This window comes from Kribbella sp. NPDC051718, from assembly GCF_040681515.1.
Lineage (GTDB): Bacteria > Actinomycetota > Actinomycetes > Propionibacteriales > Kribbellaceae > Kribbella.
In genome coordinates this window covers 434,830-449,939 of the sequence record NZ_JBFAYZ010000007.1, presented here as the reverse complement: position 1 = coordinate 449,939, position 15,110 = coordinate 434,830, and the positions used below count along the sequence as shown (strand labels likewise).

The 15,110-nt window shown below is 68.4% G+C and carries 8 protein-coding genes; 6 read left to right on the top strand and 2 right to left on the bottom strand.

Features of this window, described 5'->3' with window-relative positions:
* Nucleotides 1-55 precede the first annotated feature (55 nt).
* Nucleotides 56-5,545 (top strand): carboxyl transferase domain-containing protein, encoded by a 5,490-nt coding sequence (locus AB0M15_RS27390; protein WP_363824311.1) that lies wholly within the window; start codon nt 56-58, stop codon nt 5,543-5,545.
* 651 nt (nt 5,546-6,196) lie between these two features.
* Here AB0M15_RS27390 and AB0M15_RS27385 read toward each other — a convergent pair.
* Nucleotides 6,197-7,465 (bottom strand): helix-turn-helix domain-containing protein, encoded by a 1,269-nt coding sequence (locus AB0M15_RS27385; protein WP_363824310.1) that lies wholly within the window; start codon nt 7,463-7,465, stop codon nt 6,197-6,199.
* 86 nt (nt 7,466-7,551) lie between these two features.
* On the opposite strand from AB0M15_RS27385, the gene AB0M15_RS27380 reads away from it, so the two are divergent.
* Together AB0M15_RS27380 and AB0M15_RS27375 are read left to right on the top strand one after the other, a co-directional pair.
* Nucleotides 7,552-8,646 (top strand): ferredoxin reductase, encoded by a 1,095-nt coding sequence (locus tag AB0M15_RS27380; protein WP_363824309.1) that lies wholly within the window; start codon nt 7,552-7,554, stop codon nt 8,644-8,646.
* 13 nt (nt 8,647-8,659) lie between these two features.
* Entirely contained in the window at nt 8,660-9,817 is a 1,158-nt protein-coding gene (locus AB0M15_RS27375) for an acyl-CoA desaturase (protein ID WP_363824308.1), read from the top strand.
* Here the strand turns inward: AB0M15_RS27375 and AB0M15_RS27370 are convergent.
* Entirely contained in the window at nt 9,802-11,496 is a 1,695-nt protein-coding gene (locus AB0M15_RS27370) for a glycoside hydrolase family 9 protein (protein WP_363824307.1), read from the bottom strand. The genes AB0M15_RS27375 and AB0M15_RS27370 overlap by 16 nt on opposite strands.
* A 62-nt stretch (nt 11,497-11,558) precedes the next feature.
* Between AB0M15_RS27370 and AB0M15_RS27365 the strand changes: the two genes are divergently transcribed.
* The 3 genes from AB0M15_RS27365 to AB0M15_RS27355 all read left to right on the top strand — a co-directional run bounded on the left by AB0M15_RS27365 (nt 11,559) and on the right by AB0M15_RS27355 (nt 15,057).
* The gene (locus tag AB0M15_RS27365; protein WP_363824306.1) at nt 11,559-12,482 is read left to right on the top strand and encodes an MBL fold metallo-hydrolase; all 924 of its coding nucleotides are present in this window, start codon (nt 11,559-11,561) and stop codon (nt 12,480-12,482) included.
* An 80-nt stretch (nt 12,483-12,562) separates the two neighbouring features.
* Nucleotides 12,563-14,812 (top strand): transglycosylase domain-containing protein, encoded by a 2,250-nt coding sequence (locus tag AB0M15_RS27360; protein ID WP_363824305.1) that lies wholly within the window; start codon nt 12,563-12,565, stop codon nt 14,810-14,812.
* On the top strand, nt 14,809-15,057 hold the full coding sequence (locus tag AB0M15_RS27355) for a hypothetical protein (RefSeq protein ID WP_363824304.1): 249 nt from the start codon (nt 14,809-14,811) through the stop codon (nt 15,055-15,057). The genes AB0M15_RS27360 and AB0M15_RS27355 overlap by 4 nt, the downstream gene beginning before the upstream one ends.
* The last annotated feature ends 53 nt before the right edge of the window (nt 15,058-15,110 follow it).

The following is a 15,110-nucleotide window of genomic DNA, read 5'->3' as shown; positions in this document are numbered from 1 at the left end:
TGAAGCCTGGGAATGTGTGCACTGACAGGTTTCCCGACGACAGGAGTACTGCCCGGTGTTCAGCCGTATCGCCATCGTCAACCGGGGAGAAGCCGCCATGCGGCTGATCAACGCGGTCCGTGAGCTCAACGCCGAGACCGGGAGCCTGATCGAGACGGTCGCGTTGTACACCGACGCCGAGCGCACCGCGACCTTCGTGCGCGAGGCCGATCTGAGCTATCCGCTCGGCCCGGCCGCCGACCGTCCGTACCTGGACCACGCCAAGCTCGAGCGCGCGCTGGTCGAGACCGGCGCCGACGCCGCCTGGGTCGGCTGGGGCTTCGTCGCCGAGGACCCGGCGTTCGCGGAGCTGTGCGACCGGATCGGTGTGACGTTCATCGGGCCGAGCGCCGAGGCGATGCGCAAGCTCGGTGACAAGATCGGCTCCAAGCTGATCGCCGAGGAGGTCGGTGTACCGGTCGCGCCGTGGAGCCGGGGTGCGGTCGAGTCGCTCGACGCCGCGATCGCGTCGGCGAACGGGATCGGCTACCCGGTGATGCTCAAGGCGACCGCCGGTGGTGGTGGCCGGGGCATCCGGATGATCCGTGACGACGAGGAGATGCGCGAGGCGTACCAGCGCACCAGCGACGAGGCCCTGCGCGCGTTCGGCAGCGGCATCGTGTTCCTGGAGAGCCTGGTCACAGGCGCGCGGCACGTCGAAGTACAGGTCATCGCCGATGGGCAGGGGACTGCCTGGGCGCTGGGCGTGCGGGACTGCTCCGTCCAACGGCGCAACCAGAAGGTGATCGAGGAGTCCGCTTCGCCGGTGATGACGCCGGAGCAGAACCTCGAGCTCAAGCAGTCGGCCGAGCGGCTGGCGCTTGCCGTCGGCTACAAAGGCGCGGGCACGGTCGAGTTCCTGTACCAGCCCGCCGACAAGCTTTTCGCCTTCCTGGAGGTCAACACCCGGCTCCAGGTCGAGCACCCGATCACCGAGCTGACCACCGAGGTCGACCTGGTCAAGGCGCAGATTCATGTTGCGTCGGGCAACAAGTTGGAGGGTCCGCAGCCGGCTGAGCACGGGCACGCCATCGAGGCGCGGCTGAACGCCGAGGATCCGGATCGCGACTTCGCGCCGTCGCCCGGGCGGATCGCCCGGCTGCGGCTGCCGTCCGGCCCGGGCATCCGGGTCGACACCGGCGTCAGCGAGGGCGACGAGATCCCGGCCGACTTCGACTCGATGATCGCCAAGATCATCGCCTTCGGCCGGACCCGCGACGAGGCGCTCGGCCGGTTGCGGCGCGCGGTCGGCGACACCACGGTCGTGCTCGAGGGTGGCGCGACCAACAAGAGCTTCGTGCTCGACCTGCTCGACCAGCCCGAGGTGATCGACGGCAGCGCCGACACCGGCTGGATCGACCGGGTCCGTGGTGAGGGCCGGCTGGTTTCGAGCCGGCACTCCGGTGTCGCGCTGATCGTCGCCGCGATCGAGGCGTACGAGGAGGCCGAGCGGGTCGAGCGGCAGCGGTTGCTGGAGACGGCGCGCGGCGGTCGGCCGCAGGTCCAGCACGAGGTCGGTCGGGCGATCGCGCTGAAGTTGCGCGGAGCGGCGTACCAGGTGTCTGTGGCCCGGATCGGGCCGCATCGGTATCGCGCGGGCATCGGCTCCAACGGTGACCTGCAGTACCTCGATGTCGAGATCGAGCGGCTGGACGCGTACGACGCGCGCATCACGGTGGCCGGCCGTCGATTCCGGCTGATCACGGCGACGCATGGACCGGTGCATCTGGTCGAGGTCGACGGGGTCACGCACCGGGTCAGCCGCGATGAGGGTGGCGTCATGCGCGCACCCGCGCCGGCGCTCGTGGTGGCGACTCCGGTCGCGGTCGGCGCGGAGGTCGAGGCGGGCGCTCCGGTGCTGGTGCTGGAGAGCATGAAGATGGAGACGGTGCTCTATGCGCCGTTCAAGGCGATAGTCCGCGAGCTGCCGGTGTCGGCAGGCAGCCAGGTCGAGACCGGTACGCCGCTGGTCCGCCTGGAGCTCGTCGGTGACGCCGATGCAAAGGTCGAGGACGCGGCCGGCGCCGATCTCGAATTGCCCGAACCGCAGACGCGGCCGACGGCGGCTGAGCGCGCGACGCGGCGGTTGGACGATCTGCGCAGCATGCTGCTCGGGTTCGACATCGACCCGCGCGACGAGGGCCGGACGCTCGCGGAGTACCTGGAGGCGCGCGCCGAGCTGGCCGAGGCACCGGTGGCCGACGAGATCGGCGTACTGCGCTTGTTCGCGGACTTCGCCGAGTTGAGCCGCAACCGGCCGGTCGGCGAGGACCTGAACACCGAGCTCCGGGTGCACAGCCCGAAGGAGCACTTCCACACGTACCTGCAGACGCTCGACACCGAGCGGGCCGGGCTGCCGCCTGAGTTCGTCGATCGGCTTGCCCGGGTGCTCTGCTGGTACGGCGTCAAGGACCTGGATCGCAGTGAGGAACTGACCGACGCGGTCTTCCGGATCTTCCTGGCACAACAGCGCACGTCTCCCGACGTACTGCTGGTGACAGCGCTCTTGCAGCAGTGGCTCGCCGGGCCGCTGCCCGCGTCGCCGCTGGACACCGAGGCGAACGCGGTCCTCGACCACCTGGTCCTCGCAACGCAGCTGCGGTTCCCGGTCATCGGTGACTTGGCCCGCAGCGTGCGGTTCCGCTGGTTCGACCAGCCGCTGGTCGACCAGGCGCGCGCCGAGGTGTTGTCGGTCGTCGGCGATGAGCTGGCCGCGCTGGCTCTGGATCCGGCGGCGTCCGACTACGCGGAGCGCATCGAGGCGCTGGCGACGATCCCCGAGCAGATCGTCATGTTCCTCGCCAAGCGGCTGACGAACGGTGCCAACGGCAACGAACCGATGCTGGAGGTGCTGGTCCGCCGGCACTACCTCGAGCACGAGCTGCACGATCTGCGCAACGCGAGCGTCAACGGCCGGGCCTTCACGACCGCCGACTACACGCTGGACGAACGCCCGACGCACCTGGTCAGCACGGTCGGTACGGTCGCTGATCTGGCCGACCTGGAGAGCGGCCTGGTTCATGACCTGACCGCCGAGATCGCCGTCCGCCCGGCCGGGCACGAGGCTGTCGCGGACCTGTACCTGTCCTGGCCCGCCACCCCGGAGAACCAGCAGGAGGCGTCCGACCGGCTGCGCGAGATCGTCGCCGGCCTGCCGTTCACCCAGCAGGTCCGTCGGGTCGCGATCGCGGTCGCGCCGGGTGGTGGCCGCGAGGTCTGGTACTTCACCTACCGTCCGTCCTCGGAGGGAATCGTCGAGGACGACAACGTCCGTGGCGTGCACCCGATGGTCGGCCGCCGGCTCAACCTCTGGCGGCTGCGCGACTTCCGGATCACCCGGCTCGAAGCGCCCGAGGACGTCCTGCTCTACCACTGTGTTGCCCGGGACAACGAAGCCGACGAGCGGCTGGTCGCGCTGGCCCAGGTGCGTCAGTTCGCCGTCGTGCGGGACGAGAACGGCAAGGTCACCTCGCTGCCGCACGTCGAGCGCGCGATCGCGAACTGTCTCGAAGGCATCCGCCGGGCCCGTACTGCGCGCGGCGCGGCCGGAGCCCGCTTGGAGATGAACCACGTCTGGGTGACGGTCTGGCCGGTCATCGACGGCCAGGTCGCCGAGCTGACCGCCTTGCAGCGCAACATCGCGCCGCTGACGTCGGGCGCAGGGATCGAAGAAGTTGTCGTCACCGGTCGTGTGATCGGTTCGAATGGTCAGCCGTTCCCGGTCGTCGGCCGGTTCTACTACCAGCCGGGCGCGGGTGTCGTGACCGCTGTCGAGCGGCCCGCGACCGAGCCGCTGAAGCCGCTGGATGGTTACGCGCAGAAGGTCCAGCGGGCGCGTCGGCGCAACACGGTCTATCCGTACGAGGTCGCCGGCATGGTCGTCGGCGCGGGCGGCACCTTCGTCGAGCACGACCTCGACGACTCGGGTGCGCTGGTACCGGTGCAACGGCCGCGCGGGCTCAACAAGGCCGGCCTGATCGTGGGCGTGGTCAGTACGCCGACCCGCCGGCACTCCGAAGGCGTCACCCGGGTCGTGTTGAGTGGTGACCCGACCAAGGCGCTGGGTGCCGTCGCCGAGGCGGAGTGTGCGCGGATCATCGGAGCACTCGACCTGGCGGAGAAACTCGGCGTACCGGTCGAGTGGTTCGCCGTGTCGGCGGGTGCCCGGATCTCGATGGACTCCGGCACCGAGAACATGGACTGGGTCGCGAAGGCGCTGAAGCGGATCGTCGAGTTCACCCAGGCCGGCGGCGAGATCAATGTGGTTGTCGCGGGCATCAATGTCGGCGCCCAGCCGTACTGGAACGCCGAAGCGACCATGCTGATGCACACCAAGGGCATCCTGGTGATGACGCCGGACAGCGCGATGGTGCTGACCGGCAAGCAGACGCTCGACTTCGCCGGTGGCGTGTCGGCCGAGGACAACTTCGGCATCGGCGGGTACGACCGGGTGATGGGGCCGAACGGGCAAGCGCAGTACTGGGCGCCCGATCTGGCCAGTGCGCGGGACATCTTGATGGCGCACTACGACCACACGTACGTCGTACCGGGGGAGAGCGGGCCGCGTCGCGCTGTCAGCTCCGACCCGCATGATCGCGATGTCACGGCGTTCCCGCACGATCCGGTCGACGGTGGGTTCAGCACGGTCGGCGAGATCTTCTCCGATGCCACCAATCCGGATCGCAAGAAGGCGTTCGACATCCGCACGGTGATGCGGGCGGTCGCCGACCAGGACCACCCGATGCTGGAGCGCTGGGCCGGGATGGCCGATGCGGAGACCGCGGTCGTGGTGGACACCAGGCTCGGTGGCATCTCGGTCTGCCTGCTCGGGATCGAGTCCAAGTCGGTGGCGCGGCGCGGCTTCCCGCCCACCGACGGGCCGGACACCTACAACGGCGGGACGCTGTTCCCACGGTCGTCGAAGAAGGCGGCCCGGGCGATCAACGTTGCCAGTGGCAACCGTCCGTTGGTGGTGCTGGCGAACCTGTCCGGGTTCGACGGGTCGCCTGAGTCGATGCGCAACCTGCAGCTGGAGTACGGCGCTGAGATCGGTCGCGCGATCGTCAACTTCCAGGGACCGATCGTGTTCTGTGTCGTCTCCAGGTATCACGGTGGCGCGTTCGTCGTCTTCTCGAAGACGCTGAACCCGCGGATGACGGTGCTTGCGGTCGAGGGCTCGTTCGCCTCGGTGATCGGTGGGGCGCCGGCCGCCGCCGTCGTCTTCTCCGGCGAGGTCAACAACCGCACCTCGGCCGACCCACGAGTCACGTCGGTGTCGGCTCGACTCGCCGAGTCGGAAGGCGCCGAGCGTGCTGCACTGACCAACGAGCTGGCCGACGTCCGCTCGACGGTCCGCGCCGAAAAGCTCGGCGAGGTAGCCGCCGAATTCGACCGAGTCCACAGCATCCACCGAGCCGTAGCCGTCGGCTCGGTAGACGCAGTAATCACCCCGCAGGAGCTCCGCCCACAACTCATCGCCGCGCTGGAGGCGGGACTGTCCTGCTAGCAAGGGTGGTGTGGTTTGCGGTCTCCGCCGCGGGAGTGTCCTGGTCGAGAGGGTGTGCGTCAAGTGCTTCGCGTCCCTTCGGGATCGAACAAGTTCGACTCTTGACCCACACCCTCTCGACCAGGGAAGGACGCAGCTACGCGGATCCCGCGGAGGGGTCTGAGCCAGCGGAGCACTTCGGCAAGGCGGGTCGTGTGCCGGGGTGCCGATCGCAAAGCTGGTCGAGTGCCGGGGGTGCCGATCGCAGAGCCGGTCGAGGCGCGGGGCGCTGATCGCGAGGTCGGTCGGTTGCTGGGGAAGGGTCGCCGAGGGCCGGCCGGGTGTGGTGGCTGGGGGCAACGGGCGGATCGCCAGCACATCAAAGGCTGTGAGGAATGCGCTTGCCTCGGCGTGTCGGGGTGGTTTGTGGGGGTTGGTGTGTGGTGGCGGTCCGGGCGGGTCCGTTTCGTCGTGGCGCGACAGGTGTGTTGGTCTGGATGGTGGTGTCGCGCGGCGACGGCCGGCCGGAATGGGGTCGGCTGGCAGGTTTTGGTGTCGCTGGCGTGATGCAGGACGTCAGCGGCCCAATAACCTGCCAGTGGGTCGGGCGAACAGGGCACCGACCCGGTGGTGGCAACCCCGAATCCACAGAGTCGTACGCCACCCAATCGCTCATTCGTTGGCGGAGCGGGGCGGCGTGGCCAAGGCGATCGTGAGGGCCAGGACGACCTGAGGGTCGTCCAGGCGGGCGCCGTAGAGGTCTCGGATCTGGCCCATGCGGTAGCGGACTGTTTGCGGGTGGATGTGCAGGGCCGCGGCGACCTCGTCGCGGCGGCCGAGGTGGAGGAGCCACTCGCGGAGGGTCTCGGTGAGGCGGTCGGCGGTGGCTGGGCGTAGGTCGGCGAAGGGTGCGAGGATCTGGCGACGGAGGTCTTCGAGCGCTGCTGGGTCGGCGGTGACGACGAAGGTTGTCAGGTGACGCTCGGTGTCGACGGGTTCATCGGGTTCTGCGGTGAGCAGGTCCCGCGCTCGAAGGGCGCGCAGATACGACGTGCGAACGGTCATCCACGGTTGAGGTGGGCCGACGTAGGCCTGGTAGCCGCGGAGGTTCCTGAGCAGAGAAAGCCGGGTGGAGCCTTCGGAGTCGGGAACCAGGAGTACTGCTGTCTCCGAGGTGTCTTCCTCTTCTTGGAGCTCGGGCAGGTCCGCCTCGGGGCGCAGAGTGCGAGGGTCCAGGGCGCCGAGCATGCTTCGGACGTGGGCGCTGGGCAGGATCACCGCCGTCAGGGTGCGGGGTGGTTCCCAGTCGGCTCGCTCGGCTCGGGCGGTCAGCTGCTCGGGAGAGTCGCCGTGCAGGAGACCGAGAGCCAGTTCCTGGAGGTAACGCTCGCGGACTCGGCCGGTGGTGGCCAGCTCGTCTGTGTGGCCGGAGACGCTGGCGGCGGAGAGTTCGTCGATGTAGGCGAAGACGAGTTCGGCGAACTTGGCGAGGGTGTCGGCTGAGAGGCCGGCTTCGACGGCTGTGCGGGAGAGCTCGCGCCAGGAGACTCGGGCGCCGACCCGGTAGGCGGCCAGAAGGGCGTCCATCGTGCGGCCGCTGCGGGCTTCGCCTCGGCCCAGTATGTAGGCGCCTTCGAGGGCGGGAGCGAGCGGCGTACCGGGGTCGCCGCTGCTGGCCAGCCGCAGGAACCCACCGAGGGCGAGCTGAACGGCGCCCTCGATCTTGGCGCCCATCGGGCCGGCCAAGGCGTTGGTGTAGGCGGGGACCTCGACGATGATCGCGGTCACGGTCAGCCCGGCGATGTCCGGCAGACGCGAGCGCAGCAGCTCGACCGCCGGCTCGCCGAGCTCGAGCTCCGCGGCGCCGCGGGCCGTCCGGCTGGCGTGCTCCGGCGGCTGCTGAGCCGGATCCGGCTGCCGAGCAGAAGCGAGATCGACCATTCTTTGTTCCCTCCGAACAAGATCGAAGAACAGATTCACCGCTACTGGTCATGAAACTACACCTCGTGTCGAGGATGCTGGAGCGCATGACCACGTTTGCGTCCGACGCCGAGGCCCCGGCCACCCTCCGGGGAAGGCTGCGTGACCGGCTCTGGAAGGTCGCCGCGGCTGCAACCCATCCGCTAGATCCTGCCGAGTATCTCGACATGTTCCGCCCGCTGCGGGCCGGCGCCGACCTGCGCGCCCGCGTCATCGAGGTCCGCCCCGAGACCGCCGACGCGGTCACGGTAGTACTGCGCCCAGGCGCCGCCTGGCGCGGCCACCAGCCGGGCCAGTACGTCCGCATCGGCCTCGAGGTCGACGGTATCCGGCTGTGGCGCTCCTACTCGCTGACCTCCGCGCCGGGGAGCGACCTGCTCACCATCACGGCGAAGGCGGTCCCGGACGGGCTCGTCAGCGCCCACCTCGCGCAGGAGCTGCGTCCCGGCCAGCTGGTCCACCTCGACCAGGCCGTCGGCGACTTCGTACTCCCGGAGCGAGCACCTCGCAAGGTTCTCTTCGTCACCGGCGGCAGCGGCATCACGCCCGTCATTGGCATGCTCCGCTCGGGCCTCGACCGGCTCGACGATGTCGTCCTGGTGCACTCCGAGTCCTGCCCCGAGGACGTGATCTTCGGCGACGAGCTGCGAGCCTGGGCCAGCGACGGCCACCTGCGGTTGGTCGAGCAGCACACCGACACCCACGGCCGGCTCGACGTTGCGGCGCTCGCGGACGTAGTACCGGATCTGGCGGAGCGGGAGACCTGGGCTTGTGGGCCTGCCGGTCTGCTCGATGCGCTCGAAGAGCAGTGGGCTTCGCTGGAGCTGGGCGGCCTGCACACCGAGCGGTTCCGTACTGCGCTCGCCGAGCCCGGCGAGGGTGGGACCGTCCACTTCACCGGGACGGGCACCACGATCGAGCTCGACGGCACCACCCCGATCCTCGACGCGGGCGAGCAGAACGGCGTACTGATGCCGTCCGGCTGCCGGATGGGGATCTGTTTCTCCTGCGTACTGCCCCTGCGCTCCGGTTCGGTGCGCGACCTCCGCTCCGGCGACGTGACGACTGCCGCACCCGGCGACGGGGTACTCATCCAGACCTGCATCTCGGCCGCGGCCGGCGCGTGCGACATCGACTGTTGAGGAAGACGACCATATGACTGTTCTGCAGAAGAAGGCCGACAACCCGATCGCTCACCTCACGGCGGACGACATCGAGGAGATCGGCCGGCGGCTCGACGCGATCCGGGCCGAGGTGATCGAGGCGCGCGGCGCGTCTGACGCGGCCTACATCCGCAAGGTGATCAGCGTGCAGCGCAAGCTGGAGCTGGGCAGCCGGGCGGTCCTGCTGGCGTCGCTGTTCCCGCCGGCCTGGCTGATCGGTACGGCGGGCCTGTCGGTGGCCAAGATCCTGGAGAACATGGAGATCGGCCACAACATCATGCACGGCCAGTGGGACTGGATGCGTGACCCGAAGATCCACTCGACCAAGTGGGAGTGGGACCACGCGTCGCCGTCGGAGCAGTGGAAGCACTCGCACAACGAGCTGCACCACACGTACACGAACGTCGTCGGCAAGGACAACGACCTCGGCTACGGCATCATGCGCGTCGACGAGGACCAGAAGTGGTACCCGGCGTACCTCGCGCAGCCGCTGTGGAACTTCGTCAACGCGATGTTCTTCGAGTACGGCATCGCGGCGTACGACCTGGAGCTCGGTAAGAACCTGGCCACCAAGAATCGCCGCCAGAACCCTGACTTCAAGGCTCGTTACAAGCAGGTCTTCAAGAAGATCCGCGGGCAGATGACGAAGGACTACGTCGTCCACCCGCTGCTGTCCGGTCCGTCGGCTCTGCACACGCTGGCCGCCAACTTCACCGCCAACGTGGTCCGCAACATCTGGGCGCACTCGGTGATCATGTGCGGTCACTTCCCCGAGGGCGTGCAGACGTTCGAGAAGAAGTCGATCGACGGCGAGACGCGGGGCGAGTGGTACCTGCGTCAGATGCTCGGCTCGGCGAACATCTCCGGCGGGCGGGCGATGCACATCATGACCGGCAACCTGTCGTACCAGATCGAGCACCACCTGTTCCCGGATCTGCCGAGCAACCGGTATCAGGAGATCGCACCGAAGGTGCAGCAGTTGTTCCGCGACTACGGTCTCGCGTACACGACCGGCCCGCTGCCGAAGCAGGTCGCGTCGGCGTGGTCGAAGGTGTTCCGGCTGTCGCTGCCGAACGACTTTGCCCAGAAGCTGTCTGCGGCGGCTCGTTTCCGCCTGCAAGGCCAGCCGAACGGTCAGCTCACCGCCTGACTCGCGACGGCGAGCAGGAACCAGCCTGTGTGCGGGATCCACTGCTCGGCCCATCGCCACGAGTCACCTTCAGGGGCGTCCTCGGGCAGGAACGCGACGTCGTCCTCGTCGCTCCAGCCCGAGGTAACCCCGTTGACGATCCCACCCGGCAGGTTGGGGAAGTCCGACGAGTAGTCCGCGTTGTTCCGCCCGCGCCCTTGCAGCATCGAACTGTCGAACGGATTACGCCCGGTGATCCACGCAAGCTGGTCATCGGCGAAGACCCTCGACCGAGCACGCACCTCGCCGTCAACCTCGTGGAGCCGCGCACACGCACTGGCCGCCGCCGACAACGAGGCGATCGCCGCATTCTCACCCTGCCACCAGTACCCGGTCTCATTGGCATGCGGAAAGAAGAAGCTCTCCCGCGGCTCCTCACCCAGCGGTTGCGTCAGAGCCCGCGGATACCCGAACGGGTTGGCCACGCCTGCCGTCCGCTCCAGCACATCGAGCATCGCCCGAACCGCAGTCTCGCGGGCAGGCCGCGCCTCGGGCGCATCCGCCAGAACCTCGGCGAACCGCAGCAAAGCAAGGATCGGCAGCCCCGGCTCCGCAGCGTGAAAGAACGGCCGTCCTGCCTCGTCGGCACGGAACCAGCCCCCATGCTGGTACCGATTGATGAGGGAAGTCGCCCGCCTGCGAGCTGCTTCACCTGCTGAGCCGTCTGCAGCTACTAGCTCGGTCGCGGCCAGGAGGGCTGTGTAGTCGTCGACTATTGATTCGGTGTGGTCGAAGAGGTAGTCGAGGTTATGGGTCTCCAGGTGGGTGAAGGCGTCCTGGGCTGCTGCGAGGTAGTCGGAGCGGGGGAAGTCGCCGTCGTCGTCGACGGTGGAGGCTCGGGCCAGGGCGGCTATGGCTAGGCCGGCGCCGTGGCGGTAGGCGGCTTGGTAGCGGGTGGTGCGGACGGAGTTTTGGAGGGGCGCGGTGATGACGCGCTCCTCCAGTTGCTTGGTGAGGGCGTCGAAGATTCCGGTGTAGAAGTACCCGGCGGGGGAACGGAAGCGGGTGAGGAAGTCTGCGCCCCACAGTGCCTCATCGCGCAGCCGGGCGCCCAGGACGGGGATCAAAGAAGGTGTGTGGGCGGCAAGTTCGTCGCGGGCGGCGAGCATCGCCCAGGCGCACAGGGGGATCTGCTGCGGGCTCATCGTCGACGTGTACGTGAGATGCGAGAGGAACTTGCTGGTATCGCCGCTGGCGTCGAGCCATCCGCCGCGGGCGTCGACGGTCGTCCCGGACGAGTCGTCCCACAGACAGGCAGCCCGGTCTTTGCGGTCGATCTCACCGCTGGAGCGCATCGCCTTGAAGTACGCCAGTACGTCCGACATCGTCTGTCTCTGCAGGCGTTCCGGCGCAACGACGAACGGCTCCGACCGCAGTTCGAGCTCGCCGCTGACGACCCGCACGAAATAGGTGCCTGCAGCAAGCAGCTCGGGTAGCGGGATCCGGGAGTACGGCCCGCCGGTCCACCCCGGAACCCGCTCGACCGGGCCGGGATCGAGTACCGAGATCCCCTCCGGCCCGTGGAGTTCGGCCGTCAGCGGTCCGTCGGGAACGACGGCTACCACGGCCTTGGTTGCCGAGGTCCCGTAACCGAGATGGGCGACCAGTACGGCGGGGTTCTGGGAGTCTTTTGCCTGCACTCGAGCATCCAACAGCACTGGTAGCTTCGGCGGAAAAGCGGCTACGAGGAGCGGGGACACACATGCCTGGGACGCTGGGGGAGCAATCGGCGGTACGGGTGTGGGAGCAGGACGGGGTCCGGCTGACGTTCGTCGTCGACGGTGCGATGGGGCTGATCCCCGACGAGTTCTTCCCGCAGATCCCGGAGTCGTACTGGGCGGCGCATCCCGAGGCGCTCGACGAGCAGGGGCTGGTGGCGATGTCGGCCGGTGGGTTGCTGGTCGAACGCGACGGCCGGGCGATCCTGCTCGACGTCGGGCTCGGGGACTACGCAGGCCCGATCCCGCTCGGGGAGAGCATCATCGGTTACTGCAACAGCGGCAGCCTGCCGGAGGTACTCAAGAGCGTCGGTCGCTCGCCGGACGAGATCGAGGCCGTCGCCTTCACCCACCTGCACGTCGACCACACCGGCTGGGCGTTCACGTCCGGCGACGAACCGAGCAAGTACTTCCCAACGGCCCGGTATCTGATCGCCGACTCCGAATGGGCACCCCACGGTCGCGGCGAACTCATCCCTGGCGCACCGGCCCGCTCCGCGGTGATCGAACCGCTAATCCCCGACTACACCGAGATCACGGACGGTGAGGAGATCTTCCCCGGCGTCCACGCGCTCCTGACACCCGGCCACAGCCCGGGCCATACGGCGTACGTGATCACGGCCGGTGACATCCGGGTGATCGCGTTCGGTGACGGCTTCCACATCCCTGCGCAGATCACCAACCCGGGCTGGCCGTCCCGCCCAGACGTCGACGCCGAGGCTGTCCTGGCCGCCCGCGCCAAACTCCTCACCGAACTGACCAAGCCCGGCACCCTCGGCTTCGCCTGCCACTTCGGCGACCAGCCCTTCGGCCGCGTCCTCACCAACCCCGACGGCACCGCCACCTGGCACCCAGTCGCCTCGACAGTCCTGGCGCCCACCCCGAGACTCCTGCCGGCTCGCCCGTAGCCCGTCCCAGCTCGGGTGCTCATCGAGCGGAAACATGCCTGTGGCTGCTTGGTGACCCGGTGTGGACTACCCTTGGGTACATGCGTTCAGCCAGGGGAGGCGTACGCGGTGGTACTCAGGCCTTGATCAAGCTGATCGGTGTGAGTGTTCTCGCGGGTGCACTGTCGGCTGGGCTGGTGATCCCGTTCGCGGGGTTCGCGGGCAGCAGCACCGCCACGGTGGCCGGCTCAGTGAAGGACCTACCGGTGGAGCTGACGACCGCTCCGCTGGCCACCCGAAGCCGGATCCTGGCCGCGGACGGCAGCCTGGTGGCGACCCTGTACGAGCAGAACCGGGTGCCGGTGACGCTGGACAAGGTCAGCCCGATCATGCGGAAGGCGATCGTCGCGATCGAGGACGACCGGTTCTACGAGCACGGCGCGCTCGATGCCAAGGGCACCTTGCGGGCGCTGGTCCGCAACCAGTCCGAGGGCAGCGTCCAGCAGGGTGGGTCGAGCATCACCCAGCAGTTCGTGAAGCTGACCCTGGTCGAGAAGGCGAAGACGCAGGTGCAGCGCGAGCAGGCGACCGCGGTCACCTACGAGCGCAAGCTGGCCGAGCTGCGCTACGCGATCGCGGTCGAGGAGGAGTACTCCAAGGACCAGATCCTGGAGAAGTACCTGAACCTGGTGAACTTCGGCGACGGCACCTACGGCATCCAGGCGGCCGCGCAGCACTACTTCCACGTGGCGGCCAAGGATCTCAACCTCCCGCAGGCCGCGATGCTCGCCGGGCTGGTGAAGAACCCGACCGGGTACGACCCGACCAACAACCTCAAGCGGTCCCGGGAGCGGCGTGACGTCGTCCTGCGCCGGATGGCCGAGCTGAACGTGATCACCGCCCAGCAGGCGGCCGCGGCGATCAAGACGCCGATCGACCTGAGCAAGATGCACAAGGTCAAGAACGGCTGCGCCAACTCGCCGTACCCGTTCTTCTGCGAGTACGCCGTCTCCAAGCTGCTGCAGAACCCGGCCCTGGGCAAGACCCGCGCCGAGCGCGATCACTTCCTGAAGACCGGTGGACTGACCGTCCGGACCTCGATCGACCCGAGGATCCAGGCCGCGGCGCAGGCCTCGATCAACGAGCACACGAAGAAGAGCGACTCGGCCATCGCGGCGATCACCATCGTCCAGCCCGGCACCGGACTGGTGAAGGCGATGGTGCAGAGCCGGCCGTACGGGGCCGGGCGGAACCAGACGGCGTACAACTACAACGTCGAGAAGTCGTACGCCGGTGGCTACGGCGGGTTCCAGAACGGCTCGACGATGAAGGCCTTCACGATCGCGGCGGCGCTGTCCAAGGGCCTGCCGATGAGCTACAAGATCAACTCGCCGAAGCAGATCGACCTCAGCGGCAAGAAGTTCACCACCTGCACGGGCACCACCGAGGACCCGGACTACACGCCGCAGAACTCGACCAAGAGCGGCTACCTGAGCATGATCGAGGCGGCCCGGGCGTCGACCAACACGTACTTCCTGCAGTTGTCCCAGCGCACCGGACTGTGCGCGCCGGCGACCATCGCGGCCAAGCTCGGGATGTACAACGCGCAGACCCTCGGCCCGCTGGACCAGGTGGTCTCGTTCACCCTCGGCGTCGGCTACACGACACCGCTGATGCTCTCGAGCGCCTACGCGACCTTCGCCGCCCGCGGCAAGTTCTGCGCTCCGCTGATCGTCACCTCGGTGGTGAACAAGGCGGGCCGGCCGATCAAGACGCCGGGTATCACCTGCCGGCAGGCCCTGCAGCCGGGTGTGGCCGACGGGGTCAACCGGGTGCTGAGCGCGGTGATGGAGCCGGGCGGTACCGGCGGCAAGCTGAACTTCGGCAACTGGGATCTGGCCGGCAAGACCGGAACGATCCAGGAGAACAAGGCGGTCTGGTTCGCCGGCTACGCGCCGAACCTGGCCGGCGCCGCGGTGGTCGCCGACGCGACGCTCCCGTACACGAACCTGATGTACGGCCACACTCTCGACGGCGAGGACATCTCCGACCCGACCGGTTCCGGTACCGCCGGACCGCTGTGGAAGACGGCGATGCAGAACGCGCTGCGGGGCATGCCGCTGCAGCGCTTCACCGCCCCGAGCGACCGGTTGGTCAACGGCACCCCCGCTCAGCAGAAGGCGCAGGCGGAGCTGGACAAGAAGTTCGAAGAGGCGAAGAAGGCCAAGGAAGCGAAGAACAAGCCGAAGCCGCCGAAACCGCCCACCAAGCCACCGGTGACACCGACGAAGCCACCGGTGAAACCGCCCGTGATGCCGCCGCCACCCGCGAAACCGGCGGTGCAGCGATGACGGCGGACCTGGTCGCCCTGGCGAAGGCCGACCTGGCCGTCCAGCTCGGCATCGACGAGTCCGAGGTCACCGTGGTCAGCTCCACGGAGGTGACCTGGCCCGACGGGAGCCTTGGTTGCCCCAAGCCCGGAAGGTTCTACACGCAGGCCGTGGTCAACGGAACCCGGACAGTACTCGAGGCCAACGGTGCCCGGTACAACTACCATTCCGGCGGCGGTCAGCCGCCGTTCCTCTGCACGTCCTGACAGGGGAGCCGGGCGGACACCGGCTACGGTGACTATGAGCGTGATAGTCGAGC

What these genes read in the sequence shown, in the direction of transcription:
- AB0M15_RS27360 (WP_363824305.1), top strand. Translation starts at nt 12,563, where the DNA reads ATGCGTTCAGCCAGGGGAGGCGTACGCGGTGGTACTCAGGCCTTGATC.
- AB0M15_RS27375 (WP_363824308.1), top strand. Translation starts at nt 8,660, where the DNA reads ATGACTGTTCTGCAGAAGAAGGCCGACAACCCGATCGCTCACCTCACG.
- AB0M15_RS27365 (WP_363824306.1), top strand. Translation starts at nt 11,559, where the DNA reads ATGCCTGGGACGCTGGGGGAGCAATCGGCGGTACGGGTGTGGGAGCAG.
- AB0M15_RS27380 (WP_363824309.1), top strand. Translation starts at nt 7,552, where the DNA reads ATGACCACGTTTGCGTCCGACGCCGAGGCCCCGGCCACCCTCCGGGGA.
- AB0M15_RS27355 (WP_363824304.1), top strand. Translation starts at nt 14,809, where the DNA reads ATGACGGCGGACCTGGTCGCCCTGGCGAAGGCCGACCTGGCCGTCCAG.
- AB0M15_RS27385 (WP_363824310.1), bottom strand. Translation starts at nt 7,465, where the DNA reads ATGGTCGATCTCGCTTCTGCTCGGCAGCCGGATCCGGCTCAGCAGCCG.